Origin of the sequence: Streptomyces sp. NPDC047028, assembly GCF_040644095.1 — a bacterium.
Lineage (GTDB): Bacteria > Actinomycetota > Actinomycetes > Streptomycetales > Streptomycetaceae > Streptomyces.
In genome coordinates this window covers 110,360-135,544 of record NZ_JBEYVS010000005.1, presented here as the reverse complement: position 1 = coordinate 135,544, position 25,185 = coordinate 110,360, and the positions used below count along the sequence as shown (strand labels likewise).

General features: G+C 71.2%; 21 protein-coding genes and 2 pseudogenes. 17 read left to right on the top strand and 6 right to left on the bottom strand.

The window, feature by feature from the left end:
- The first annotated feature begins 14 nt into the window (after positions 1-14).
- The 4 genes from ABZ854_RS07025 (at position 15) to ABZ854_RS07010 (ending at position 2,122) form a co-directional block, all read left to right on the top strand.
- Positions 15-440, top strand: coding sequence for an ATP-binding protein (locus ABZ854_RS07025; protein WP_361205483.1), 426 nt, complete (start codon positions 15-17; stop codon positions 438-440).
- Positions 440-820 (top strand): hypothetical protein, encoded by a 381-nt coding sequence (locus ABZ854_RS07020; protein WP_361205740.1) that lies wholly within the window; start codon positions 440-442, stop codon positions 818-820. The genes ABZ854_RS07025 and ABZ854_RS07020 overlap by 1 nt, the downstream gene beginning before the upstream one ends.
- A 517-nt stretch (positions 821-1,337) precedes the next feature.
- Entirely contained in the window at positions 1,338-1,769 is a 432-nt protein-coding gene (locus ABZ854_RS07015) for a hypothetical protein (RefSeq protein ID WP_361205481.1), read from the top strand.
- Positions 1,766-2,122 carry a hypothetical protein gene (locus ABZ854_RS07010; RefSeq protein ID WP_361205478.1) on the top strand — a complete coding sequence of 119 codons (357 nt, stop codon included), beginning with the start codon at positions 1,766-1,768 and terminating at the stop codon, positions 2,120-2,122. The genes ABZ854_RS07015 and ABZ854_RS07010 overlap by 4 nt, the downstream gene beginning before the upstream one ends.
- Before the next feature lie 111 nt (positions 2,123-2,233).
- Here the strand turns inward: ABZ854_RS07010 and ABZ854_RS07005 are convergent.
- Positions 2,234-2,692, bottom strand: a pseudogene (locus tag ABZ854_RS07005) (tyrosine-type recombinase/integrase); the annotation flags it as partial.
- Positions 2,693-2,814: 122 nt separating this feature from the next.
- Positions 2,815-3,224, bottom strand: a pseudogene (locus tag ABZ854_RS07000) (site-specific integrase); the annotation flags it as partial.
- Positions 3,225-3,321: 97 nt separating this feature from the next.
- Here ABZ854_RS07000 and ABZ854_RS06995 point away from each other — a divergent pair.
- The 8 genes from ABZ854_RS06995 to ABZ854_RS06960 all read left to right on the top strand — a co-directional run bounded on the left by ABZ854_RS06995 (position 3,322) and on the right by ABZ854_RS06960 (position 13,798).
- Positions 3,322-3,648: a hypothetical protein gene (locus tag ABZ854_RS06995; protein WP_361205475.1), complete on the top strand. Its 327-nt coding sequence runs from the start codon at positions 3,322-3,324 to the stop codon at positions 3,646-3,648.
- A gap of 172 nt (positions 3,649-3,820) precedes the next feature.
- Positions 3,821-4,645 carry a serine hydrolase gene (locus ABZ854_RS06990; RefSeq protein WP_361205737.1) on the top strand — a complete coding sequence of 275 codons (825 nt, stop codon included), beginning with the start codon at positions 3,821-3,823 and terminating at the stop codon, positions 4,643-4,645.
- 61 nt (positions 4,646-4,706) lie between these two features.
- Positions 4,707-5,735, top strand: coding sequence for an esterase-like activity of phytase family protein (locus ABZ854_RS06985; protein ID WP_361205472.1), 1,029 nt, complete (start codon positions 4,707-4,709; stop codon positions 5,733-5,735).
- 75 nt (positions 5,736-5,810) lie between these two features.
- Positions 5,811-9,530 (top strand): ABC transporter ATP-binding protein, encoded by a 3,720-nt coding sequence (locus tag ABZ854_RS06980; protein ID WP_361205469.1) that lies wholly within the window; start codon positions 5,811-5,813, stop codon positions 9,528-9,530.
- A 59-nt stretch (positions 9,531-9,589) separates the two neighbouring features.
- Entirely contained in the window at positions 9,590-10,003 is a 414-nt protein-coding gene (locus ABZ854_RS06975) for a hypothetical protein (RefSeq protein WP_361205466.1), read from the top strand.
- 192 nt (positions 10,004-10,195) lie between these two features.
- Complete coding sequence (locus ABZ854_RS06970) at positions 10,196-10,999, top strand: dienelactone hydrolase family protein (RefSeq protein ID WP_361205463.1); 804 nt, start codon at positions 10,196-10,198, stop codon at positions 10,997-10,999.
- Between the two features lie 228 nt (positions 11,000-11,227).
- Entirely contained in the window at positions 11,228-12,994 is a 1,767-nt protein-coding gene (locus ABZ854_RS06965) for a glycoside hydrolase family 3 N-terminal domain-containing protein (RefSeq protein ID WP_361205461.1), read from the top strand.
- Between the two features lie 111 nt (positions 12,995-13,105).
- Positions 13,106-13,798 carry a hypothetical protein gene (locus ABZ854_RS06960; protein ID WP_361205458.1) on the top strand — a complete coding sequence of 231 codons (693 nt, stop codon included), beginning with the start codon at positions 13,106-13,108 and terminating at the stop codon, positions 13,796-13,798.
- Here ABZ854_RS06960 and ABZ854_RS06955 read toward each other — a convergent pair.
- The 3 genes from ABZ854_RS06955 to ABZ854_RS06945 form a co-directional block, all read right to left on the bottom strand.
- The gene (locus ABZ854_RS06955; RefSeq protein WP_361205455.1) at positions 13,765-14,565 is read right to left on the bottom strand and encodes a sugar phosphate isomerase/epimerase family protein; all 801 of its coding nucleotides are present in this window, start codon (positions 14,563-14,565) and stop codon (positions 13,765-13,767) included. The genes ABZ854_RS06960 and ABZ854_RS06955 overlap by 34 nt on opposite strands.
- A 60-nt stretch (positions 14,566-14,625) precedes the next feature.
- Complete coding sequence (locus ABZ854_RS06950) at positions 14,626-15,168, bottom strand: GNAT family N-acetyltransferase (protein ID WP_361205452.1); 543 nt, start codon at positions 15,166-15,168, stop codon at positions 14,626-14,628.
- 239 nt (positions 15,169-15,407) lie between these two features.
- Positions 15,408-16,454, bottom strand: coding sequence for a LacI family DNA-binding transcriptional regulator (locus ABZ854_RS06945; RefSeq protein WP_361205735.1), 1,047 nt, complete (start codon positions 16,452-16,454; stop codon positions 15,408-15,410).
- 242 nt (positions 16,455-16,696) lie between these two features.
- Here ABZ854_RS06945 and ABZ854_RS06940 point away from each other — a divergent pair, with 242 nt between their 5' ends.
- Genes ABZ854_RS06940 through ABZ854_RS06930 form a run of 3 tightly spaced genes read left to right on the top strand, consistent with a single transcriptional unit; the run spans position 16,697 to position 19,838 of the window.
- Entirely contained in the window at positions 16,697-17,848 is a 1,152-nt protein-coding gene (locus ABZ854_RS06940; protein ID WP_361205449.1) for a Gfo/Idh/MocA family oxidoreductase, read from the top strand.
- Positions 17,845-18,993, top strand: coding sequence for a dihydrodipicolinate synthase family protein (locus ABZ854_RS06935; protein ID WP_361205446.1), 1,149 nt, complete (start codon positions 17,845-17,847; stop codon positions 18,991-18,993). Before ABZ854_RS06940 ends, ABZ854_RS06935 begins: the two co-directional genes overlap by 4 nt.
- Complete coding sequence (locus ABZ854_RS06930; protein WP_361205443.1) at positions 18,993-19,838, top strand: sugar phosphate isomerase/epimerase family protein; 846 nt, start codon at positions 18,993-18,995, stop codon at positions 19,836-19,838. The genes ABZ854_RS06935 and ABZ854_RS06930 overlap by 1 nt, the downstream gene beginning before the upstream one ends.
- Before the next feature lie 58 nt (positions 19,839-19,896).
- On the opposite strand, the gene ABZ854_RS06925 is transcribed toward ABZ854_RS06930, so the two are convergent.
- Positions 19,897-20,802, bottom strand: coding sequence for a ribokinase (locus ABZ854_RS06925; RefSeq protein ID WP_361205441.1), 906 nt, complete (start codon positions 20,800-20,802; stop codon positions 19,897-19,899).
- A 113-nt stretch (positions 20,803-20,915) separates the two neighbouring features.
- On the opposite strand from ABZ854_RS06925, the gene ABZ854_RS06920 reads away from it, so the two are divergent.
- Both ABZ854_RS06920 and ABZ854_RS06915 read left to right on the top strand, forming a co-directional pair.
- Positions 20,916-23,237: an ATP-dependent RecD-like DNA helicase gene (locus tag ABZ854_RS06920; protein WP_361205438.1), complete on the top strand. Its 2,322-nt coding sequence runs from the start codon at positions 20,916-20,918 to the stop codon at positions 23,235-23,237.
- Between the two features lie 133 nt (positions 23,238-23,370).
- On the top strand, positions 23,371-24,660 hold the full coding sequence (locus ABZ854_RS06915; protein WP_129309081.1) for a citrate synthase: 1,290 nt from the start codon (positions 23,371-23,373) through the stop codon (positions 24,658-24,660).
- The last annotated feature ends 525 nt before the right edge of the window (positions 24,661-25,185 follow it).

Genomic DNA, 25,185 nt, shown 5'->3' with positions numbered 1-25,185 from the left:
ACGAAGGAACTTGTATGCACGAGTATACGAGTCGAGTCCGAGTCTGGGGACTGACTTGCCCAGGATGTCCGGAAGAGGTCAGCCGGGCCCGCCGCTGGACGAGAGACATCCTGCGCGGATCGCCCCTGGCCGACGACGCAGCCCTGATCGTGAGCGAGCTGAGCACGAACGCACTGCTCCACACGAGCAGCGGCGGCGAACGCGGAAGCTTTCACCTGGCTCTGGCGGTGGCGCCGCAGGTGATCGCGCTGTCGGTGACGGACAACGGAGGAGGCGGCGCCCCGAAGGTCGAGCACCAGGACCAGGACGCCGAGCACGGCCGGGGCCTGGACATGGTCAGCGCCCTCGCCCACAGGGTCGTCGTCCAGGGCACCGACGGCGGCTACACCGTCACCGCGGAACTCTTCGTGAACGCCCAGCGGGGAGACCACCCGTGCTGATGGACAAACCCCGACGGGGCTTCTGGTGCGAGTGCTGGACCGAGGACCTCACCGACGGAATGCAGTGGCCGGCACTCCGGGCATCCTTCGACGCCTACTCCGCACCCCAGGCAGACAGATGGGTCGCCATCGCACTGCGCACCATCTCACCGGCACTCGACCCAGACGCCTCGGACGAGGTGTGGGCATGGCTCCACGACGGCCGCGCCGAAACCCGACGAGCCCTCCTGCGCTTAGAACCCTGCACGGTGTCAGTCACCCAGGCCAGCACCCGCATCACATGGACGATCCGCCCCGTGCTCTTCGTGCCACTCGCTCACCGTCACGGCACCGAACTCCCAGTCTGCGCATACGCCTTCAAGCCCCACAGGCCCGAGTGAGTTACAACTTTCTCTACTGGTTCAAGGCGGCTCGCTCCGCTCCCCGCACGCGGCCCGGCCCCCGGCCGGGCCTGCGCTCCTGTCTCCGCCCCGCTCCAGCCCGGCCGGTGTCCGAGCCGCGCACACAGCAAGCAGCCACCAGACGTCAGAGAAAAGGGGCACGCCGTGGCCGGGGGCGGTCGGCTCCGCGATTTTAGGCAGCCACTTTGGCGCGAGCCTCGAAGATCATGGCCCAAACGTCGTGCTTTACCGGGCAGGTCCACAGACTGCCCGACGCGCCATCAGCTTACTGGGCCATGATCACTCGCGCCAAAGCAGCTCCCGCCCAAAATCGCTCCACCGACCGCCGTTGTCGACTGCCGCCCGCCACGTGGCGAGGTATAGACCACTGACGGCAACGCTGACGGCAACAGAGGCGGACGTCAGCGCACTCCAACGGACGTCAGCGGACGGCAAGTTCCGCGCCGACCTGCAAAAACCCAGGTAGGGCACGCCGCGCTTCCACACGTACTATGTGATGGCTGGCACCACGCCGATCTTGGTGCATAACACCGATGGCGGCTGTCCGACTGTCGATTTTGCGCACGGTACGTCGCTGAAGAATGCGCAGAACATTCGGGATAACGGGTTGAATACTGATCTCGCTCGGGCGAATGCGAACGGCGGGAAGCTGAACAGGCCAGGGTCCTTCTATGCCCATCAAATTTCCGGTCCGACTGACCCTGGAGTTCAATCCGCCTATGAGTGGGGCCTCCGGGTTGACCCGGAGTCACCTTCCTCGGTGCTAATTGGCCGACTGCCACAGGCGACCTATGATGGTCTGGCCGAACAGGGACTCGTGACCGTCCGTAGCGTTGGTGAAGGTGTTCCAGATGAGACAATCTTCCATCTAGATGCCTTCCCGACATTGAATCGAGATATGACGTGGCTGACGATTCTGACGCCATGAGCAGCGGAAACGGCTACTCGGTGGCCGAGATCCGAAAGACGGTCTGGGGTCATGTCGAACCGGACCGAGGCGGCGGATGGGTCACGACGTGGCGATTCACGATGGACACCTCCCAGGTTCCGGACGAGGCGATCGAGATCGTATCCGAGGCGGGATCTGGGTTTGAGTCAAGGTTGAAGGCCACGGCGTCGGGAGAGTGCACACTCACTGTGAAGACTACGATGCCAGCGATGTCCGCCGAGTATTACTCGCTGACATTCAGGTCGTTTCGAATCGTCAATGATGAAATTGGAGTCATCGAAACGATTGAAGGACTTCCGCGCGACTGGTACGCGCCGTTTCGATCTCTCTGAGATTAGGGTTGTCGCAAAGTTCGTAGAGCACGAGAGTGGCCCCACCGGAGTTGTTTCCGGTGGGGCCACTGTGGTGAGTGGGGTGGTTTGACGGCAACGCTGACGGCAACGTCAGTGGACGATGGTCCCGTCGGTGGGCGGTTCGTCGTCTTCGGGACCATCCCCGGTTGGGTCGGTGAGGGCGCGTCCGAGGGCTTCGATGGCGTTGTGTTGGAGGCGGAGGCGGACGTGTGCGTAGATCTCGGCGGTGATGGAAATGTGGGCGTGTCCGAGCAGGTCTTTGATGACGACGAGTTCGACGCCTTGCTCCAGGAGCAGGGTGGCGCACGTGTGCCTGAGGTCGTGGAAACGGGTGCGGCGGATTCCGGCTCGGCTGAGCAGGACGCGGAAGTGGTGGGTGACGGAGCTGGGCAGGAGTGGGGTGCCGTCTGGGGTGGTGAAGATCAGGTTGGTGTCGTGCCAGTTGGTTCCGGCGGTGTGGCGTTCTGTTTGTTGGGTGTGGTGGTGTTGGGCAAGGGCGGTGATGCAGGCGTCGGGGAGTGCGATGCGTCGTTCGGAGGCGGGGGTTTCACCCCTGAGCTCGTGACGAGACGCTGGCCAAGAGTCACGGCAAGTGGCTCAGTTGATATTGCCAAGGAGAGCATCCAGCTCGCACAGGAGCTTCTGGGGAAGTGGCCTAAGTCGCGACTTCCGATCTTGCGGGCGACGTTGCGGGGGATCTCCTCCTCGCGGACGGCGTGTTCCAGGGCGGATTTGAGTACGGAGTGGATGTAGGCGAGCGTGAGCGGGGAGAGGTGCTTTCGGCAGCACTGGCCGAGTGCGCAGTAGCGTGGGCGGCGGCCAGTCTGGGCGTTGGGCTTGCGGCGGGCGTCGATGCCGCGTGCGCAGCACTGGCAGACGGTCCGCAGTCCGTTGAGCCAGGTGCGGACGTTTTTAGCGGTGAGCTTGGCGAGCTTCTTCCGGCCGAGGCCGGGGATCAGGTAGTGCTCGACGACGGCCGTGTAATGGGTGTGGGTGGTCTCGCGGAGGTGGTGGACGCGACGTTGTTCAGCCAGTAGGTCAGGTAGGCGGCCACGCTGTCTTGGGCGGTGATGGCGGGGAGCACCCCCGTCGGCCTACGGCGCCGTCGCCCTGTTCGGCATCGGTGTCGGATCCTGCGGCATGCTCGCGCTGAGCAGCAGCAGTACGGAGGCCGGCCGGTGCGGGGCGGGACCGCGGACGTCCCCGGTACGGGCAGCGCGCGCCTGCTGCCCTGGGCCGGTGAGGGTGGCAAGCCCTGTTATCTCATCGGTGACGGCACCGGGTACCTCTCCCGCGTCGCCGACGGCGTCGAGAGCGTGCAACTCGGGATGGCGGGCGAGTTGCTGGAGCACGCCGCCGACATGCTCGCCGATCGCAGGGCCACCGCGGCGCAGCTCCACTTCCTGGCGTCCCGGCTGGTCGAGGCGCTGCGGGACGTGCACCGGGTCGCGGAGGGCCGGGGTGCGTACCTGACCGTCCCCGAAGGCTCAGGTCGACCGGTCTGACCGCGAGGCGTACCCGCACTCGCACCTGTGTATGCTCCCTCGAACTTCCGCTCGTGGAACGCGCGTGCAACCTTCACGGTTCCCGGCGGGTCGAGGGAGGCGCACGACCAAGCGCCGACCAGCGTCCATAGGGGGAACCTTCGTGACATATCGGATATCGGGCCGTACGCGTGTGCTCGCGGCCACAGTTGGCGCCGCGGTGCTCGTGCCCGCCCTGGCCGTCGCCGCCGCCACCCCGGCCTCCGCCGTGACCGCCGTCAGCTGTACGTCCGCCAAGTCCGGCCTCGCGGCCAAGTTGCAGAAGGACATCACCGCCGCCATCGCCCACCGCTCCGGGACGATAGCCGTCGGGCTCTACGACCGGTCCACCAAGACCACCTGCACCCTGCAAGGCACCAGTTCCTTCGACTCGGCCAGTACCGTCAAGGTCACCGTCCTCGCCGCACTGCTGTGGGACGCGAAGAAGCACAACCGGTACCTGACGGACACCGAGGCCGACCTCGCCAAGGCGATGATCACTCAGTCGGACAACGACGCCACCAGCAAGCTGTGGAAGCAGCTGGGCCTGACGAAGGTCAAGGGGTTCCTCGCCGCAGCCGGCATGACCAAGACCGTGCCCGGCGCCGACGGCTACTGGGGACTCACCCAGGAGAATGTCAACGACGAGCAGAAGCTGCTCAAGCTCGTCACCGCCAAGAACAGTGTGCTGAGCGACAACTCCCGTGCGTACATCCTGAAGTTGATGGGGCAGGTCGAGGCCGACCAGCGCTGGGGCACCCCGTACGGCGCCCCCTCCGGTGTCTCCGTGCACGTCAAGAACGGCTGGCTGCAACGGTCCACGCACGGCTGGCGCGTACACAGCCTCGGCACGTTCACCGGCCACGGCCACGACTACATGATGAGCGTCCTCACCCACGGCAACAGCACCATGAGCTACGGCATCTCCACCATCCAGGGCATCGCCAAGGTCATCCACCGGGATCTCGCGGCCAGTTGAGCCCCGACGGGCCAGGGCGCCGTCTACCCAGCGTCCACCCGCCCGATCTACGGTGGCGCCCATGCGCCTGAGAACCGTACTCGCCACCCTCACCGCCGGACTGGCGGCGGCCACCTGCCTGACCGCCGCTGGACCGGCCTCCGCCAACGCCCAGTCACGTCACGCCTGTTCCTCCGCCGTCAGCATCGACCGCTTCTCGGACGTGCTCGACAAGACGACGTACGACGGCACCTTCGTCGGCAACTTCTCCGCCCTCGCCGTGGACCGGGACGGCTCCCTCGCCGCCCTGGCCGACCGCTCCTCCCTCTTCAGCCTCGACCCGAGGACACTGCGGCCCACCGCCGTCGTGCCGCTCGGCGACGAGCAGGGCGCGGCCCTCGACTCCGAGGGGCTCGCCATCGACCGGGACGGCACCCGGCTGGTCACCTCCGAGACCGAGCCGTCCGTCCGCCGCTACTCCCGTGACGGCACGATCCTCGATCGTCTCCCGGTGCCGTCCGACCTCCGGGTCGCCCCGGCCGGCCGCGCCACCGCCAACGAGACCTTCGAGGGGCTGACCCTCCTGCCCGGCGGCCACACCCTGCTCGCCTCCATGGAGGACGCGCTCGCCGGGGACAGCGACGGAATCGTCCGCTTCCAGACCTGGACCCGGCACCACGGCCACTTCCGGCTCGCGGCCCAGTACGCCTACCGCACCGACCCCGGCCTCGGCGTCCCCGAGGTGCAGGCCACCCCCGACGGCCGCCTCCTCGTCCTGGAACGCGGCTTCACCGCCGGCGTCGGCAACACCGTCCGCCTCTACCTGGCCGACCCCCGCCGCGCCACCGACACGAGCGGCATCGAGAACCTGACCGGGCAGCCAGGCGTCCGTCTCGTCCACAAGCGGCTCCTCGCCGACATCGCCGACTGCCCGAGCCTCGGCGCCACGGCCAAACAGCCCCAGCCCAATCCCCTGCTCGACAACATCGAGGGCATGGTCGTCACAGGCCGTGACCGGACGGGCCGACTCCGGGTCCTGCTGGTCAGCGACGACAACCAGAACCCGGCCCAGACCACCCGGTTCTACTACTTGCACGTTCATACGTCCTGAGCCCAGCCGGAATACGGCCGAACCCCGAACGCGTTGGTGTCTTGCGGAAGACCAGGCCAAACGGAGGGCGCCAGCGTGACACCGCAACGGGGATGGGCGAGACGACTCGCGGGATACGCCTGGCGCTACCCCAAGGACGTGATCCTCGCCCTCGGCTCCTCCCTCGCCGGCATGGCCGTCATGGCCGTGGTCCCGCTGCTCACCAAGGTGATCATCGACGACGTCATCGGGGCGCACACCCGTTCGATGGCCCCCTGGGCCGGCGCCCTGATAGGCGCCGCCGTCCTCGTCTACGCCGCCACCTACATACGCCGCTACTACGGCGGCCGGCTCGCCCTCGACGTGCAGCACGACCTGCGCACCGAGATGTACGGCACGATCACGCGGCTGGACGGGCGCCGGCAGGACGAGCTGTCCACGGGGCAGGTCGTCGGCCGCGCCACCAGCGACCTCCAGCTGATCCAGGGCCTGCTCTTCATGCTCCCGATGACCATCGGGAACCTGCTGCTCTTCCTGATATCCCTGGTGATCATGGCGTGGCTGTCCTGGCCGCTGACCCTGGTCGCCCTCGCCGTCGCCCCGGCGCTCGGCTACATAGCCAGGCGCAGCCGCAGCCGGCTGCACCCCGCGACCTGGTACGCGCAGGCGCAGGCCGCCGCCGTCGCCGGCGTGGTGGACGGCGCGGTCGGCGGGGTCCGGGTGGTGAAGGGCTTCGGGCAGGAGGAGCAGGAGACCGGGAAACTCAGGGCGGTCGGCCGACGGCTCTTCGCGGGGCGCCTGCGCACGATCCGCCTGAACAGCAAGTACACCCCGGCCCTTCAGGCCGTCCCCGCCCTCGGGCAGGTCGCCATGCTGGCGCTCGGCGGCTGGCTGGCCGTGCAGGGGCACATCACGCTCGGCACGTTCGTCGCGTTCTCCACCTACCTGGCCCAGCTGGTCGGCCCGGTCCGCATGCTCGCCATGGTCCTCACCGTCGGCCAGCAGGCCCGCGCCGGCACCGAGCGGGTCCTGGAGCTGATCGACACCGAGCCGACCATGACGGACGGCACCCGGACCCTGCCGGCCGACGCGCCCGCAACCGTCGAGTTCGACTCCGTGTCCTTCGGCTACGACGACGAGCGGCCCGTGCTCGACGGGCTGAGCTTCGAGATACGGCAGGGCGAGACCCTGGCCGTCGTCGGCTCCTCCGGCTCCGGCAAGTCCACCGTCTCGCTGCTGCTCCCGCGCTTCTACGACGTCACCCACGGCGCGGTGCTGGTCGGCGGGCACGACGTCCGCGAGCTGACCCTTCAGTCCCTGCGCGCCGCGATCGGGCTGGTGCCCGAGGACTCCTTCCTCTTCTCCGACACCGTCCGCAGCAACATCGCCTACGGCCGCCCCGACGCCACCGACGAGCAGATCGAGGCCGCCGCCCGCGCCGCCCAGGCCGACCGGTTCATCCGCGAGCTGCCCGAGGGCTACGACACCAAGGTCGGCGAGCACGGCCTGACCCTCTCCGGCGGCCAGCGCCAGCGCGTCGCCCTCGCCCGCGCCATCCTCACCGACCCCCGGCTGCTGGTCCTGGACGACGCCACCTCCGCCGTGGACGCGCGCGTGGAGCACGAGATCCACGAGGCGCTCAAGGAGGTGATGGAGGGCCGTACGACCCTTCTCATCGCGCACCGCCGCTCCACCCTGAACCTCGCCGACCGCATCGCCGTACTCGATGGCGGCCGGCTCGCCGACATCGGCACGCACGAGGAGCTGCAGGAACGTTCGGCCCTCTACCGCCGGCTGCTCACCGACCCGGACGAGCTGGGCGGGGTCTCGCCCGGTCACACCCCGCCGGCCGAGCCGCGCGAGGACACCTCGGTGCGCGACGAGCTGGACGCCGAGTTCGACGCCGAGCGCGGGCTCACGCCCCGGCTGTGGACCGGCGACCGGGCGCCCAAGGACACCGCCCTCAGCGGCACCCCGGCCACGCCCGAGCTGCTGGCCCAGGTCGACGCCCTGCCGCCGGCCACCGACACCCCCGACGTCGACGAGACCGAGGCGGTCCGGCCCGAGGAGTCGTACGGCCTGCGCCGGCTGCTGCGCGGCTTCGGCCGGCCCCTGCTGCTCAGCCTGCTGCTGGTCGCCGTGGACGCGGGGGCCGGCCTGCTGCTGCCGGTGCTGATCCGGCACGGCATCGACCAGGGCGTCAGCAAGCTCGCCCTCGGCGCGGTGTGGACGGCGTCCCTGCTCGGACTGGTCACCGTGCTCGTGCAGTGGACCGCGCAGGCCGGGGAGACCCGGATGACCGGCCGGACCGGCGAGCGGGTGCTGTACGCGCTCCGCCTGAAGATCTTCGCCCAGCTCCAGCGGCTCGGCCTGGACTACTACGAGCGCGAGCTGACCGGCCGCATCATGACCCGGATGACCACGGACGTCGACGCGCTGTCCACGTTCCTCCAGACCGGGCTGGTCACGGCGTTCGTCGCGGTCGTCACCTTCTTCGGGATCATGGTCGCGCTCCTGGTGCTCGACGTCCAGCTCGCGCTGGTCGTCTTCGCCACCCTGCCTCCGCTGGTCGTCGGCACGTTCTTCTTCCGCCGGGCGAGCGTGAAGGCGTACGAATTCGCCCGTGAACGGGTGTCCGTGGTCAACGCCGACCTCCAGGAGTCGGTGTCCGGGCTGCGGATCGTGCAGGCGTTCGGGCGCGAGGCGGACGGCGGCCGGCGGTTCGCGGAGCGCAGCGACAGCTACCGCGCGGCCCGCATCCGGGGCCAGTGGCTGATCTCGGTGTACTTCCCGTTCGTGCAGCTGCTGTCGTCGGTCGCGGCGGCCGCGGTCCTCGTCGCGGGCGCGCACCGCATCGAGGCGGCCACCCTGACCACCGGCGCCCTGGTCGCCTACCTCCTCTACATCGACCTGTTCTTCGCCCCCGTCCAGCAGCTCTCCCAGGTCTTCGACGGCTACCAGCAGGCCACCGTCTCGCTGGGCCGCATCCAGGAGCTGCTGCGCGAGCCGACGTCGACGAAGGCGGCCGAGCAGCCCCGCGAGGTGCGCTCGCTCAGCGGGAACATCGCCTTCGAGGACGTGCACTTCGCCTACGGCGACGACGAGAACGCCCTGACCGGCATCGACCTGACCATCCCGGCCGGGCAGACCGTCGCCTTCGTCGGCGAGACCGGCGCCGGCAAGTCGACCCTGGTCAAGCTGGTCGCCCGGTTCTACGACCCCACCGCCGGGCGGGTCACCGTCGACGGCACCGACCTGCGCACCCTGGACCTGACCGCGTACCGGCACCGCCTCGGGGTCGTCCCGCAGGAGGCGTACCTCTTCCCGGGCACGGTCCGCGACGCCATCGCCTACGGCCGCCCCGACGCCACCGACGCCGAGGTGGAGGCCGCGGCCCGCGCGGTCGGCGCGCACGAGATGATCGCCACGCTCGACGGCGGCTACCTGCACGAGGTCGCCGAACGCGGCCGCAACCTGTCGGCCGGCCAGCGGCAGCTCATCGCGCTCGCCCGCGCCGAACTCGTCGACCCCGACGTCCTGCTCCTCGACGAGGCGACGGCCGCCCTCGACCTGGCCACGGAGGCCCAGGTCAACCAGGCCACCGACCGTCTGGCGGGCCGCCGTACGACGCTGGTCGTCGCCCACCGGCTGACCACCGCGGCCCGCGCCGACCGGGTGGTCGTGATGGACCACGGGCGGGTCGCCGAGGACGGCACCCACGAGGAACTGCTGGCGCGCGGCGGCCGGTACGCCGAGCTGTGGCGGACCTTCGTCGGCGAGGCCGAACCGGAGGAGCCGGTCGGAGTGACCCGCTGAGGGCCGTGCAACCATCGGGAAGGGTGGGGCGTCCGTACATCTGTACGTACGTCAGATGCATGCACGGCAGCGAGGGGCGGGAGACTGTGGACAGTGGTGCGATACGGCGGCGCCTGGCGCTCGCCGTGGCCGTCCTGACCGCCGCCGGTGCGTTCGCCCTCGCCGTCCCCGGCAGCGCCGAGGCGGCGAGCGGCTGCGCCGGGCGCCAGGTGCGGACCCTGTCCCTCGGCGCCGGCAGCGTGCACGTCTACAAGCGGGACAGCTACGTCTGCGCGGTCACCGTCGCCTCGAAGCCCGGCGCGCGGCGCACGATGTCGGTCAGCATCCAGGCCCGCGGCAACCGGGCGGTCGTCGACAAAGGCCGCTACAAACTCCTCGCGGGCCCGGTCACCGTCCACGCCGGGCACCGCTGCGTCCGGGTCAAGGGGACGATCGGGGGCCGGTCGGTCAGCTCGGGGTGGATCCTCTGCTGAGGCCAGGGGTAATCGCGTTGAGCGGGTGGCCGGCCGGGCTGTAGCCTCGCTGAGGCCGTGCGACCGACCCAGGAGGTGAGACCCATGAACGCAGGATCCGTGTGGGTGCTCCCCTCCTCTCCCACGGTCGGCGACTGACTTAGAGCGTCGCCGGGAGCGCCTCGTTTCAGGCACTCCCGAAAGGCGACAGCCATGTCTTCTTCCCAATTCATTCTTCGGTTCACCGCCGAGACCTCGGCGAACGGCGTTCGCGCCCGCGAGTTCACCCTCGGCGACATCCCCGGCATCCTCTGGTCCCCGGCCGCCCCTGCCCCTGCATCCGCTCCCGCCCCCGGCTCCGGCCGTGCGCCGCTGGTCCTGCTGGGGCACGGCGGTGGCACCCACAAGAAGTGGCCCGGTGTGGTCGGCCGCGCCCAGCGCCTCGTGAGTGACGGCGGGTTCCACGTCGTCTGCGTCGACGCGCCCGGCCACGGCGGCCGGCCCCGCACCGAGCACGACGAGCGCGAGATCGACGTGATGCAGCGGGCCATGGGGGCGGGCGAGCCCGTCGGCCCGATCGTCACCCGCTACAACGCCCACATCGCCGAGCGCGCCGTACCCGAATGGCGGGCCACCCTGGACGCGCTCCAGGAACTGCCGGAGATCGGCCCCGACGGACCGGTCGGCTACTTCGGCCTCAACATGGGCACCGCGATCGGCGTGCCCCTCGCGGCGGCCGAACCCCGTATCGCCGCCGCCGTGTTCGGCCTCTTCTGGCCCGACACCGTGGCCGAGACGGCGAGGCGGATCACCATCCCCATCGAGTTCGCCATGCAGTGGGACGACCAGCACATCCCGCGCGAGTCCGCGCTCGCGCTGTTCGACGCGTTCGCCTCCAAGGAGAAGACCCTGCACGCCAACAGCGGCGCCCACAAGGAGATGCCCCGCTTCGAGGCGGACAGCGCGGTCCGCTTCTTCGCCCGGCACCTGGGCCCGGGGGTGGCGACGGGGGCCTGACGCCTGGTCCGCATGCGGCTCGCGGTTCCTGTGCGGTCCCTTGACGGAAAGAAACTTCCCGGATATTCGTGATCCCTGGAAGTTTCCTTCAGCGGTTCTCCTCCGGAAGGAGCGCACGTGCACGACACCAGCACGGGAAGAACGAGAACAACGGGAAGCACGGGAAGTACGGGCAGCACGGGGGGCACGGGAAGCACCGGTCGGCCGTCCAGGCGCAGCGTCCTCGCCGTGACGGCCGGCCTCACCACCGCACTCGCCCTGCCCGCGAGCGCCCACGCCGCCGCCCTGAACGACCGCGAACTGCGCGCCCGGATCGCCCGGATGACGCTGGAGGAGAAGGTCGGCCAGCTGTTCGTGATGCGGGTCTACGGCCACTCGGCCACCGACCCGGACCAGGCCGACATCGATGCCAACCTCGACGAGATCGGCGTCCGCACGGCCGCCGAGCTGATCGCCAAGTACCGGGTCGGTGGCATCATCTACTTCGCGTGGGCGCACAACACCCGTGACCCCCAGCAGATCGCCGCCCTGTCCAACGGCATCCAGCGGGCGTCGCTGGAGCAGCCGCGCGGCCTGCCGGTGCTGATCACGACCGACCAGGAGCACGGGATCGTGTGCCGGGTCGGGGAGCCGGCCACGCTGTTCCCGGGCGCGATGGCCATGGGCGCCGGGGGCTCGCGGTCCGACGCCCGCACGCTCGGCCGTATCTCCGGCGCCGAACTGCGGGCGATGGGCATCAACCAGGACTACTCCCCGGACGCCGACGTCAACGTCAACCCGGCCAACCCGGTCATCGGCGTACGGTCGTTCGGGGCCGACCCGGACGCGGTCGCCGGGATGGTCGCCGCCGAGGTGAAGGGCTACCAGGCGTCCCGGGTCGCGGCGACCGCCAAGCACTTCCCCGGGCACGGCGACACCGCCACCGACAGCCACACCGGCTTCCCGGTGATCACGCACAGCCGCGAGCTGTGGGAGAAGCTGGACGCGGTGCCCTTCCGGGCGGCGGTCCGGGCCGGCATCGACGCGATCATGACCGCGCACATCCAGTTCCCGGCCCTGGACGACTCCGGCGACCCGGCGACCCTCTCCCACCCGATCCTCACCGGCATCCTCCGCGGCGAACTAGGCTACGACGGCGTCGTCGTCACCGACTCCCTCGGCATGGAGGGCGTGCGCACCAAGTACGGCGACGACCGGGTGCCGGTGCTGGCGCTGAAGGCCGGCGTCGACCAGCTACTCAACCCGCCCTCGCTGGACGTGGCGTGGCACGCCGTGCTGAAGGCCGTCCAGGACGGCGAGCTGACCGAACAGCGACTCGACGAATCGATCCTGCGGATCCTGCGGCTGAAGGCGCGCCTCGGCCTCTTCCACCGGCCGTACGCGAGCAGCGCCGGCGTCGAGCGGACGGTCGGCACCCGTGCCCATCTGGCCGCCGCCGACCGGATCGCCGAGCGGACCACGACCCTGCTGGTCAACGAGGACGGCATCCTGCCGTTCGACCGCCGTACCCGGCGCAGGGTCCTCGTCGTCGGCGCCGACCCGGCCTCCCCGTCCGGCACCACCGGCCCGCCCACCGGTGTCCTGGCCGCCGCCCTCGCCGAACTGGGCTTCACCGCGACCGCGCTGTCCACCGGTACTGCGCCCTCCGCCGCGACGATCACCAAGGCGGTCGACGCGGCAGGGGACGCGGACGCGGTCGTCGTCGCCACGTACAACGTGACGGCGGGCAGCACGCAGCGGACCCTCGTCGAGCGGCTGACCGCGACCGGCCGCCCGGTCGTGGCGATCGCCGTCCGCAACCCGTACGACGTGGCCCAGCTCCCTTCGGTGAAGGGCTGCCTGGCGTCCTACTCCTGGACCGACGTCGAACTGCGCGCCGCCGCGCGGGTGATCGCCGGACGCGTGTCGCCGCGCGGCACCCTGCCGGTGCCGGTGCAGCGGGCGGACGATCCGGCGCAGGTGCTGTATCCCATCGGTCACGGGTTGACGTACTAGATGTACGCCCTACTTGGCCCATAACGCCCCAAAAGGCGGAAATCGCCGCTCATGTCTGGCGTGGCCCGGCCACCGCGGGCCACGCTGGGCGGGGGTGAGTGGGGAATGGCGATGCGCGGGACCGCGGCGGACCGTCGCCCGCCGGCCACGCCCGTCCTGGCGGGCTTCCCGCCGGCGGGCCCCGTCCTCGTGGCGGTCCTCGCCGTCGCGGCGCTCCTCCTGACCGGCTGCCGCAGCCCGGTGGGCGGCCGCCCCGCCTCCCCGGCGTCCACCGCACCCGCCGGCTACGGCGCCCGGTTCCTCGCGGTCGGGGAGTGCAGCTCCTTCGGCACCACCAGCTTCACCGAGGTGCCCTGCGCGGGCGAGCGGGCCGCCGCCAGGGTCGTCGCCCGTTACGACGGCACGACCAGCGACGGCCCCCGCTGCCCGCCGACCACCGACTTCGTCCTGCACATCGGCGCGCAGCGGACCTCCGGCACCGCCGGCATCCCGCAGGGCTACGCCTGCATGCGCAACCTGGAACCCCCGCACCCCGGCGACCCCGGCCGCGGCGGAGGGCCGCGCACGATTGCCGGGGACTGCGTCTACGGCGCGGGCCGCGGCGCGGTACGCGAGACGGCGTGCGACGGCTCGGGGCACCACCGGCCCCAGTACAAGGTCACCACCGCGACCACCACCCGTGCCCGCTGTCCGGCCAGCACGGTCCTGTACGTCGAACTCGGCGGCGCCCAGCCTGTGGGCTGCGCGCGCCGCATCCGCGCAGCCGACCGCTACGCGGCCTCGCCCAGCAGCCGTACGAGGTGATCGCGACCGCCGGCGAGCAGTCCCGGGAGCGGGGCGGCGGCCTCGTACCACCGCTTCTCGTACTCCCAGCACAGCCAGCCGTCCCAGCCGTGCCGCGAGAGGACGTCCACGCACTCGGTGAGCGGCAGCACGCCCGCGCCGAGCGCCAGCGGGGTGGTGTCCTCGGCGGAGGCGATGTCCTTGACCTGGACGTACCCGAGATGCGGGGCGAGCGCCGCGTACGTCTCCGACGGCTGCTCCCCGCCCAGCCAGGTATGCATCACGTCCCACAGGGCGCCCACGTGCGCGTGCCCGACGGGCCCGAGGACCCGGATCGCGTCGGCGCCGGTGCGGTGCGAGTCGTGGGTCTCCAGCAGAACGCGGACACCGAGCGCGGCGGCGTCCTCGGCGGCGGTGCCCAGCCGCCGGGCCGCGATGGCGTCCGACTCCTCGCGCGGCCGTCCGAGGTCAGCGCCGGGGAACACCCGGACGTACGGGGCGCCCAGGTCGTGCGCCAGCCGGACGAGCTCCCGGATCTCACCGAGCACGACGCCGTCGTCCCCGGGCGCGGCCACCCGCGCGTATCCGGCGACCCCCAGCACCTCCACCCCGGCCGCCCTGAACTGCCCGGCCACGTCGGCGCGTTCGGCTACCGCCAGGCCCGGATGCACCGCCTCCTCCGCATGCGCCCGGATCTCGACACCGTGATACCCGTGCCCGGCCGCCAGAGCCACGACGTCCGCGACCGGCAGCCCGGGCACCCCCAGAGTGGAAAACGCCAGCTTCATGCAGAGCGACCCTACTCGCCGCCGCCGCGTTCCACGGAGAACACGGACGCCATTCGAGGATCAGGGTGTCCGTGCCTCCCGCCCGGCCCGGAGGAGGGCGCCCTCGCCGCAGTCGAAGGGGACGCCCTGGAAGGAGGGGCCGCGGCTGAGTTCGTGGAAGCCGAGGGCGCGGTGGAGGTCGAGGGAGGCGGGATTGCGGGCCGAGACGAAGCACCAGATCTCGGGGGCACGGGCGAAGACCCAGGTCATGCGGGCGCGGGTGAGGGCCCGGCCGATCCCGCGCCGGCGCCACGAGGGGGCCACGGTCACACCGGTCAGGTACCAGCCGCCGGGTGCGCCGTCCTCGGCGTGCGGAGGGAGGAGGGCGGCACTGCCGAAGCCGACGGTCTCCCCGTCCACGTCCGCCCGCACGACGACCGTGCCCGCCCCCTCGACGAGCCGTCGCAGCCGGTCGGCCCACCGCTCCGCCGTGCCTCCTCTCACCTCCGCCTGGAGGGCGCCAAGGCGCGGGAGGTCGCCCGGGGCCGCCTCGCTGAGCGCGGCGGTGACCGGAACGGGACGGGACGGGGGGCGGGGGACGTAGGGAGCGAAGGGGTCGGGCAAGTCGACGGGCCTTCCTCGGCGGGGCGGGTGGTGTCGGGGGCGCCGGCTGTGGGGGCCCTTGGGCCTCAGCGGTGGAGCGGATGGTGTCGGGCGCGCGGGGCCGAGGTGGGCCCTCGTGCCTTCCTCGGCGGGGCGGGTGGTGCCGGGGGCGCGGGAGTGTGGTGGGCCCTCGTGTCCTTCTTTGCGGAGTGGGCGGTGTCAGGTGCCCTCGTGCCGTCCTCGGTGCAGCCGATGCCCCGTCACGCGCGCGGGACCGCCGTGGAGCCGCGGACCATCAGCTCGCCCGGAACCGTGGCGGTTCCGCCCAGGGGTGGTTCCTCGCGGTTCATGGCGATGCGGCCCGCGCGGGCGCCCGCCTCGGCGAGGGGCAGCCGTACCGTCGTCAGAGCGGGGACGGCGTCGACGCTGAAGGGCAGGTCGTCGAAGCCGGCCACCGAGACGTCGTCCGGGATGCGCCGGCCGGACTCGCGGAGCGCGGCGCAGGCGCCGAGCGCGACGGAGTCGTTCGCGGCCACCACAGCCGTCAGCGAGGGGTCCCGGCGCAGCAGCTCCAGCGTGGCCTCGTACCCGGACCGCCGGTCGTAGCGGCCGTGCACGGTCCAGCGGGGGTCCTCCTCGATGCCGGCCGCCTCCAGGGCCTGGCGGTGTCCCTCCAGCCGGTCCCGGGTCGTGGTCCGCTCCTCGGGGCCGGCGATGTAGCCGAGCCGCCGGTGTCCGAGGCCGGTCAGGTGCTCGGTGAGCTGCCGCGCCCCGCCCCGGTTGTCGAAGGCCAGCGCGACCGCGCCGGTGTCCGGCACCGGGGGCCGCCCGCACAGCACCACCCGGGTGCCGGCGTCCGCCAGCTTCCGCAGCTTCGCCGCGACCGCCGCCGCGTGCGGCTCGTCCTCCACGGCCCCGCCGGTCAGCACCACGGCGGCCGCCCGCTGCCGCTGCAGCAGCGTCAGATAGGTCAGTTCGCGTTCCGGCGACCCGCCCGTGTTGCAGACGACGGCCAGCCGTTCCCCGCCGGCCCGGCCGCCCGGCCCGCCGATCTCGCCCTGGATCGCGCTGGCCATGATCCCGAAGAACGGGTCGGCGATGTCGTTGACGAGGATGCCGACCAGGTCGGAGGTGGCGGCGGCGAGGGCGCTCGCGGGACCGTTGAGGACGTAGTCCAGCTCGTCGACCGCGCGCAGCACCCGGTCACGCGTGGACGCGGCCACCGGATAGTTGCCGTTCAGCACGCGCGACACCGTCGCGGGCGAGACCTGCGCGCGGGCCGCCACGTCCGCCAGGGTCACCGTCATGTCGTCGTCCTCCGGTCGCGCATGTTCGTCGTACGGGTCGTACGTCTTCCTGGACACGCCCGTCCCGGCCCCGGTTCCGCGGGCGCCGGCGGGGCGTGCCGAGCAGACCATACGGCCAACCACCCGGGTTGTTCGCCCCCTCGAACAACCTTGACTCGACCGGCCCTTGTCGGGACGGCTGCCGAGAGGCTAGCTTCGACAGCGGTAGAAAGCGCTTGCTAAGCGGCTGGAAGGGGCTCCACGTGACACGCGAGACGGTGCGTATCGCCATGAACGGCGTGACCGGACGCATGGGATACCGCCAGCACCTCGTCCGGTCGATCCTCGCCCTGCGTGAACAGGGCGGCCTCGCCCTGGACGACGGCACCGTGCTGTGGCCCGAACCGATCCTTCTCGGCCGCCGCGAGCACGTCCTGCGGGAGATCGCCCGCCGGCACGGCCTGGAGCACGTCTCCACCGACCTGGACGCCGTCCTCGCCGACCCCACCGTCGACGTCTACTTCGACGCCCAGGTCACCTCCGCGCGCGAGGAGGCCCTCAGGAAGGCGATCGCGGCCGGCAAGCACGTCTACACCGAGAAGCCGACCGCGACCGGCCTGGACGGCGCCCTGGAACTGGCCCGGCTGGCCCACGCCAGGGGCGTCCGGCACGGAGTCGTCCAGGACAAGCTCTTCCTGCCCGGCCTGCTGAAGCTGCGGCGCCTCGTCGACGGCGGCTTCTTCGGCCGGATCCTCTCCGTCCGCGGCGAGTTCGGCTACTGGGTGTTCGAGGGCGACTGGCAGGAGGCCCAGCGGCCCTCGTGGAACTACCGCGCCGAGGACGGCGGCGGCATCGTCGCCGACATGTTCCCGCACTGGGAGTACGTCCTGAGAGAACTGTTCGGCCGCGTCACCTCCGTCCAGGCCCTCACCGCCACCCACATCCCGCGCCGCCGGGACGAGCGGGGCCGGCCGTACGACGCCACCGCCGACGACGCGGCCTACGGCGTCTTCGAACTCGACGGGGGCGCCGTCGCCCAGATCAACTCCTCCTGGGCGGTCCGCGTCCACCGCGACGAACTCGTCGAGTTCCAGGTCGACGGCACCGAGGGCTCGGCGGTCGCGGGCCTGCGCGGCTGCCGCGCCCAGCACCGCTCGGCGACCCCCAGACCGGTCTGGGACCCGGACGTCCCGGCGGGTGACGTCTTCCGCGACCAGTGGCAGGACGTCCCGGACAACGGCACCTTCGACAACGCCTTCAAGGTCCAGTGGGAGCTGTTCCTGAAGCACGTCCACGCCGGCACCCCGTACCGCTGGGACCTGCTGGCCGGCGCACGCGGCGTCCAACTCGCCGAGTTGGGGCTGAAGTCCGCCGCCGAAGGCCGCCGCGTGGAGGTCCCGGAGGTCACGCTGTGAGCATCCGGCTCCCGGACGGCACCGGCGGATGGAGCACCTACGAGCCGCGCGGCGCACCCCTCGCCCTCACCCCCGGCGCCCCCCTCACCTCCCGTACGGTCTTCGCGGCGGCCCACGTCGTGGCCGACCCGTACGCCGACACCACCCCCGACGGCCCCGCCGCCGTCGACTGGGACGCCACCCTCGCCTTCCGCCGCCACCTGTGGTCCCACGGGCTCGGCGTCGCGGAGGCGATGGACACCGCCCAGCGCGGGATGGGCCTGGACTGGGCCGGCGCGGCCGAGCTGATCCGGCGCAGCGCCGCCGAGGCCGCCGCCGTGGGCGGCCGTATCGCCTGCGGAGCGGGCACCGACCAGATCGCGTCGGGCTCGCCGGCCGAGGTCCGCGCCGCCTACGAGGAACAGCTCGCCGTCGTCGAGGAGTCGGGCGCGCAGGCCGTCCTCATGGCGTCCCGCGCCCTGGCCCGCGCCGCCACCGGCCCCGACGACTACCTGGAGGTCTACGGCCACCTCCTGCGCCAGGCCACCAGGCCGGTCGTCCTGCACTGGCTGGGCCCGATGTTCGACCCGGCGCTGGAGGGCTACTGGGGCTCGCCCGACCTCGATACGGCGACCCGCACCGTCCTGGACGTCATCGCCGCGCATCCCGGGAAGGTCGACGGGATCAAGGTGTCCCTGCTGGACGCCCGGCGCGAGACCGGCCTGCGCCGGCGCCTCCCCGCGGGCGTGCGCTGCTACACCGGCGACGACTTCCACTACCCCGAGCTGATCGCGGGCGACGACCAGGGCTTCAGCCACGCCCTGCTCGGCGTCTTCGACCCGCTGGGCCCCCTGGCGGCCGGGGCCGTACGCGCCCTGGACACCGGCGACACCGCGACCTTCCGGGAACTCCTCGACCCCACGGTCGAGTTGTCCCGGCACCTGTTCCAGGCCCCGACCCGCTACTACAAGACCGGCGTGGTCCTCCTGGCCTGGCTGTCCGGTCACCAGAACCACTTCACGATGATCGGCGGCCTGCAGTCGGCGCGCTCGCTGCCCCACCTCGCCCGGGCGTACGAACTCGCCGACGCCCTGGGCCTGTTCCCGGATCCGGATCTGGCCGAGGCCCGGATGAGAACCCTGCTGTCCCTGTACGGAGTGATGTGATGAGCGCGGACCCGGCACCGGAGCGCCTCTCCGTCAACCAGATGACCGTGAAGCAGCTCTCCCTCCCCGAACTCGCCGAGGCGTGCGCCGAATCCGGCGTACGCGGGGTCGGCCTGTGGCGGGAGCCGGTCCGGCGCTACGGCGTCGAGGCGGCGGCCAAGCTGATGCGGGACTCCGGGCTGACCGTCACCACCCTGTGCCGGGGCGGCTTCCTCACGGCGGACGACCCCGTGGAGCGGCAGGAGGCCCTCGGCGACAACCACGCGGCGATCGACGAGGCCGCCACCCTCGGGACCGGCACCCTGATCCTGGTCTCCGGCGGCCTGCCCCTGTCCGGCAAGGACCTGCACGGAGCCCGTGAACGCGTCGCCGACGCACTCGCGGTCCTCGCGCCGTACGCCGCCGACCGCGGGGTCCGCCTCGCGATCGAGCCGCTGCACCCGATGTACGCCGCCGACCGCTGCGTCGTCTCCACCCTCGCCCAGGCCCTGGACCTCGCGGAACGCTTCCCCGCCGGCCAGGTCGGCGTCGCCGTCGACACGTACCACGTCTGGTGGGACGACCGGGCCCCCGCCCAGATCGCCCGCGCCGGCGCGGCGGGCCGCATCCACGCCTTCCAACTCGCCGACTGGACCGTCCCCCTGCCCGCGGGCGTCCTCAACGGCCGCGGCCAGCTCGGCGACGGCACGATCGACCTGCGGGCGTGGAAGGAGCACGTGGACGCCGCCGGCTACACCGGCCCCATCGAAGTCGAACTGTTCAACGAGGAGTTGTGGACCCGCGACGGCAGGGAGGTCCTGACGGAAACGGTCGAGCGGTACGTGACGCACGTGGGCCGGCGATGACGCGGAAGGGTCCGAGGCGGCACGCCGACCCGCCCCGACGGCCGTGGGAACCGCCGGTTCAGTGCAGCTTCTCGACCTCGGCCGCCGTCGGGTACGACTCCTGCGCGCCCCGCCTGGTCACCGCCGCCGCGCCCACCCGGGCCGCGTAGGCGGCCGCCTCCCGGAGCGGGGAGCCCGCGCCCAGGCGCCAGGCCAGGGCGGCCGCGAACGCGTCGCCCGCGCCCGTGGTGTCCACCGCGTCCACCTCGGGCGACGGCACCCGGGTCACCTCGGCGCCGTCGCAGACCAGCGCGCCCCGTGCGCCCAGTGTGACGACCACCGAACGCGGGCCCTTGGCGAGCAGCAGCCGCGCCCAGTCCGCGGGGTCCTCGCTGACGAGGGCCCCGCCGAGGATCACCCGGGCCTCGTGCTCGTTGACGACCAGCGGATCGCAGGCGGCCAGCACTTCGGTGGGGAGCGGGCGGGGCGGGGAGGGGTTCAGCACGAACCGGCTGTCCTCGGGCAGGTTCCGCACGACCTCGACGACCGTCTCCAGCGGGATCTCCAGCTGCGCGGAGATGACGTGGGAGGCGTACAGGAGGCTGCCCGCCACCCGGATGTCCGCCGGCGCGAGACGGGCGTTGGCGCCGGGCGACACCACGATGCTGTTGTCGCCGGAGGGGTCGACGGCGATGAGGGCGACGCCCGTCGGCACGTCACCCACCAGGACGCCCACCGTGTCCGCCCCGGCCGAGCGGAGCGAGTCGAGCAGCAGCCGGCCGTGGTCGTCGTCGCCGACCCGGGCCAGCAGCGCCGTACGCGCCCCGAGGCGGGCCGCGGCGACGGCCTGGTTGGCACCCTTCCCACCCGCGTGCACGGACAGGTCCCCACCGAGCACGGTCTCACCGGCACCCGGCCGCCGCTCGACACCCACCACCAGGTCCGCATTGGCCGACCCGACGACCAACAGGTCGTAGTCGTACATGTGCCCACCCACTCCCGTCAGCCCCGCAGGCCGGCACCACCGTCCGGGCCGCGGTGTCACGGGCACGCACAGTAACAGTGCTCGTTGTCAGTCCTCGCCGGTACCGTCGGATCATGGCTCAGGAGGCGGGGAGTTCCACGGGTGGCGAGCGGCGGTTCGCGGTGCTCGAAGGGGTGTTGGAGAGAGTCACCTACGCCAACGAGGAGAACGGGTACACCGTCGCCCGGGTGGACACCGGCAGGGGCGGCGGGGATCTGCTCACCGTCGTCGGGGCGCTGCTGGGCGCGCAGGTGGGGGAGTCGCTGCGGATGGAGGGACGCTGGGGCTCCCACCCGCAGTACGGCAAGCAGTTCCTGGTGGAGAACTACACGACGGTGCTGCCCGCCACCGTGCAGGGCATCCGGCGCTACCTCGGCTCCGGGCTGGTCAAGGGCATCGGGCCGGTCTTCGCCGACCGCATCACGCAGCACTTCGGGCTGGACACCCTGCGGATCATCGAGGAGGAGCCCAAGCGGCTGATCGAGGTGCCGGGGCTCGGGCCGAAGCGGACGAGGAAGATCGCCGACGCCTGGGAGGAGCAGAAGGCGATCAAGGAAGTCATGCTCTTCCTGCAGACCGTGGAGGTGTCGACCTCCATCGCCGTGCGCATCTACAAGAAGTACGGGGACGCCTCCATCTCCGTCGTGAAGAACCAGCCGTACCGGCTCGCCGCCGACGTCTGGGGCATCGGCTTCCTCACCGCTGACAAGATCGCCCAGTCGGTCGGGATCCCCCATGACAGCCCGGAGCGGGTCAAGGCCGGGCTCCAGTACGCCCTGTCGCAGTCCACCGACCAGGGGCACTGCTACCTCCCCGAGGAGCGGCTGATCGCCGACGCGGTGAAGCTGCTCCAGGTCGACACCGGGCTGGTCATCGAGTGCCTCGCCGCGCTGGCCGAACCGGGGGAGGAGGGGGAGGAGCCGGGGGTCGTACGGGAGAAGGTGCCGGGCGGCGACGGGGGAGAGCCGGTCACGGCCGTGTACCTCGTGCCGTTCCACCGCGCCGAGCTGTCCCTGGCCGGGCAGGTGCTGCGGCTGCTGCGCACCGGCGAGGACCGGATGCCCGCCTTCCGCGACGTGGACTGGAGCAAGGCGCTCGGCTGGCTGAAGTCCCGTACCGGCGCCGACCTCGCCCCGGAGCAGGAGGCGGCCGTACGGCTGGCGCTGAGCGAGAAGGTGGCCGTGCTGACCGGCGGGCCCGGCTGCGGCAAGTCCTTCACCGTGCGCTCCATCGTGGAGCTGGCCCGCGCCAAGCGGGCCAAGGTGCTGCTCGCCGCCCCCACCGGCCGCGCCGCCAAGCGGCTGGCCGAGCTGACCGGCGCCGAGGCGTCCACCGTGCACCGGCTGCTGGAGCTGAAGCCCGGCGGGGACGCGGCCTACGACCGGGACCGGCCGCTGGACGCCGACCTGGTGGTCGTCGACGAGGCGTCCATGCTGGACCTGCTGCTCGCCAACAAGCTGGTGAAGGCCGTGCCGCCGGGCGCGCACCTGCTGTTCGTGGGGGACGTGGACCAGCTGCCCAGCGTCGGCGCCGGGGAGGTGCTGCGGGACCTGCTGGCCGAGGGCGGCCCGGTGCCGGCGGTGCGGCTGACGCGGGTGTTCCGGCAGGCCCAGCAGTCGGGGGTGGTCACCAACGCGCACCGGATCAACGCCGGTCACCATCCGCTCACGGACGGCCTGAAGGACTTCTTCCTCTTCGTCGAGGACGACACCGAGGAGGCCGGCCGACTCACCGTGGACGTGGCCGCGCGGCGGCTGCCCGCCCGGTTCGGGCTCGACCCGCGCCGCGACGTGCAGGTACTCGCGCCCATGCACCGCGGCCCGGCCGGCGCCGGTACCCTCAACGGCCTGCTCCAGCAGGCCATCACCCCGGGCCGGCCGGACGTCCCGGAGAAGCGGTTCGGCGGGCGCGTCTTCCGTGTCGGCGACAAGGTCACCCAGATCCGTAACAATTACGAGAAAGGGAAGAACGGTGTCTTCAACGGCACCGTGGGCGTGGTCACCTCGCTCGACCAGGTCGAGCAGCGCCTGACCGTGCTGACGGACGAGGACGAGGAGGTGCCGTACGAGTTCGATGAACTGGACGAACTGGCGCACGCGTACGCGGTGACCATCCACCGCTCGCAGGGCAGCGAGTACCCGGCGGTGGTCATCCCGGTCACCACGGGCGCCTGGATGATGCTGCAGCGGAACCTGCTGTACACGGCGGTCACCCGGGCGAAACAGCTCGTCGTGCTCGTCGGTTCGCGCAAGGCGATCGGGCAGGCGGTGCGCACGGTGTCGGCCGGACGGCGCTGCACGGCCCTCGACTTCAGGCTCATCGCGAAAAATGATCGATCAAATGAGTCACGAAGGTCACAGAGCACTTCCGGTAGCCCCGCAAAGGGGGCAGGATGAGCAGGTTGGCGGCACTGAGTGCCGCCAATAGGCCCAATGGTCGACCCCGAGTGCACTCTCCTGAGCCAAATGGGGGATGGTAGAGACAGTCAGGGCACCTCGAAGATGAGGCACTACGTCGGTGAGGGAAGACGTGAGCGACAACTCTGTAGTACTGCGGTACGGCGACGGCGAGTACACCTACCCGGTGGTCGACAGCACCGTCGGTGACAAGGGCTTCGACATCGGGAAGCTCCGCGCCCAGACCGGTCTGGTGACGCTGGACAGCGGTTACGGCAACACGGCCGCCTATAAATCCGCCGTCACCTACCTCGACGGCGAGGCGGGCATCCTCCGCTACCGCGGCTACCCGATCGAGCAGCTGGCCGAGCGCTCCACCTTCCTGGAGGTGGCCTACCTGCTGATCAACGGTGAGCTGCCCACCGTCGACGAGCTCTCCACGTTCAAGGGCGAGATCACGCGGCACACCCTGCTGCACGAGGACGTCAAGAACTTCTACAAGGGCTTCCCGCGCGACGCCCACCCGATGGCCATGCTGTCCTCGGTCGTCTCCGCGCTGTCCACCTTCTACCAGGACAGCCACAACCCCTTCGACGAGAAGCAGCGGAACCTCTCCACGATCCGCCTGCTCGCCAAGCTTCCGACGATCGCGGCGTACGCGTACAAGAAGTCGATCGGTCACCCGTTCGTCTACCCGCGCAACGACCTCGGTTACGTCGAGAACTTCCTGCGCATGACGTTCTCGGTCCCCGCGGACGACTTCGAGCTGGACCCGATCGTGGTCTCGGCCCTGGACAAGCTGCTGATCCTGCACGCCGACCACGAGCAGAACTGCTCGACGTCGACGGTCCGCCTGGTCGGCTCCTCCCAGGCCAACATGTTCGCCTCGATCTCCGCCGGCATCAACGCCCTGTGGGGCCCGCTGCACGGCGGCGCCAACCAGTCCGTGCTGGAGATGCTGGAGGGCATCCGCGACTCCGGCGGCGACGTCGACTCCTTCATCCGCAAGGTGAAGAACAAGGAGGACGGCGTCCGTCTGATGGGCTTCGGCCACCGGGTCTACAAGAACTTCGACCCCCGCGCCAAGATCATCAAGGCCGCCGCGCACGACGTGCTGTCCGCCCTCGGCAAGTCCGACGAGCTGCTGGACATCGCGCTGAAGCTGGAGGAGCACGCGCTCTCCGACGACTACTTCGTCTCGCGCAGCCTCTACCCGAACGTGGACTTCTACACCGGCCTGATCTACCGGGCCATGGGCTTCCCGACCGAGATGTTCACGGTCCTGTTCGCCCTCGGCCGGCTGCCGGGCTGGATCGCCCAGTGGCACGAGATGATCAAGGAGCCGGGTTCCCGCATCGGCCGCCCCCGCCAGATCTACACGGGCGTCGTCGAGCGCGACTTCGTGCCGGTCGAGGCCCGCTGACCGTTGCCGGTCGAGGCCCGCTGACCAACCGGTCGGCGCACACAGCGGAAAAGAAGAAGGCGCCCCGGTCGCCAGTCCCCCCACGGGCCGACGGCAGGGGCGCCTTCCCATGTCCCGGTACGGATTCCCCCCACGGGATCCGGCCGGGCGCTCGGAGAGGACAGCGCCTGAATTCGCTGTCTGAGCACGACGGGCGAACCCGCCGTGCTCCAGTGATGCGGTGCGAGGTGCCGGGACAGCGCACGCAGGGAGGGCCGCTCAAAGCTTCCCGGTGTACGTGCCCCGGCAACGCATCTCTGAGGAAGTCCCCCAAGACATCCCCAGATGCCAGTCAGCGCCCCCCAAGACGCCGAACTGACATCGCCAACTTAGACCTTCGAACCCCTTCGATGGTTACGTTCGCATCACTGTGATCTGCATCTCTTGCATGTGTCCGTTAGATACGCAAGAGCCCCGATACGGCGATCAGGGCTCCCAGCGTAAGGATGATGCGCGAGCCTTGTGAAGAGCTTATGTGAGGCGCGC

What these genes read in the sequence shown, in the direction of transcription:
- ABZ854_RS07025 (WP_361205483.1), top strand. Translation starts at nt 15, where the DNA reads ATGCACGAGTATACGAGTCGAGTCCGAGTCTGGGGACTGACTTGCCCA.
- ABZ854_RS07020 (WP_361205740.1), top strand. Translation starts at nt 440, where the DNA reads ATGGACAAACCCCGACGGGGCTTCTGGTGCGAGTGCTGGACCGAGGAC.
- ABZ854_RS07015 (WP_361205481.1), top strand. Translation starts at nt 1,338, where the DNA reads ATGGCTGGCACCACGCCGATCTTGGTGCATAACACCGATGGCGGCTGT.
- ABZ854_RS07010 (WP_361205478.1), top strand. Translation starts at nt 1,766, where the DNA reads ATGAGCAGCGGAAACGGCTACTCGGTGGCCGAGATCCGAAAGACGGTC.
- ABZ854_RS06985 (WP_361205472.1), top strand. Translation starts at nt 4,707, where the DNA reads ATGCGCCTGAGAACCGTACTCGCCACCCTCACCGCCGGACTGGCGGCG.
- ABZ854_RS06975 (WP_361205466.1), top strand. Translation starts at nt 9,590, where the DNA reads ATGCACGGCAGCGAGGGGCGGGAGACTGTGGACAGTGGTGCGATACGG.
- ABZ854_RS06970 (WP_361205463.1), top strand. Translation starts at nt 10,196, where the DNA reads ATGTCTTCTTCCCAATTCATTCTTCGGTTCACCGCCGAGACCTCGGCG.
- ABZ854_RS06960 (WP_361205458.1), top strand. Translation starts at nt 13,106, where the DNA reads ATGCGCGGGACCGCGGCGGACCGTCGCCCGCCGGCCACGCCCGTCCTG.
- ABZ854_RS06955 (WP_361205455.1), bottom strand. Translation starts at nt 14,565, where the DNA reads ATGAAGCTGGCGTTTTCCACTCTGGGGGTGCCCGGGCTGCCGGTCGCG.
- ABZ854_RS06945 (WP_361205735.1), bottom strand. Translation starts at nt 16,454, where the DNA reads ATGACGGTGACCCTGGCGGACGTGGCGGCCCGCGCGCAGGTCTCGCCC.
- ABZ854_RS06930 (WP_361205443.1), top strand. Translation starts at nt 18,993, where the DNA reads ATGAGCGCGGACCCGGCACCGGAGCGCCTCTCCGTCAACCAGATGACC.
- ABZ854_RS06925 (WP_361205441.1), bottom strand. Translation starts at nt 20,802, where the DNA reads ATGTACGACTACGACCTGTTGGTCGTCGGGTCGGCCAATGCGGACCTG.
- ABZ854_RS06920 (WP_361205438.1), top strand. Translation starts at nt 20,916, where the DNA reads ATGGCTCAGGAGGCGGGGAGTTCCACGGGTGGCGAGCGGCGGTTCGCG.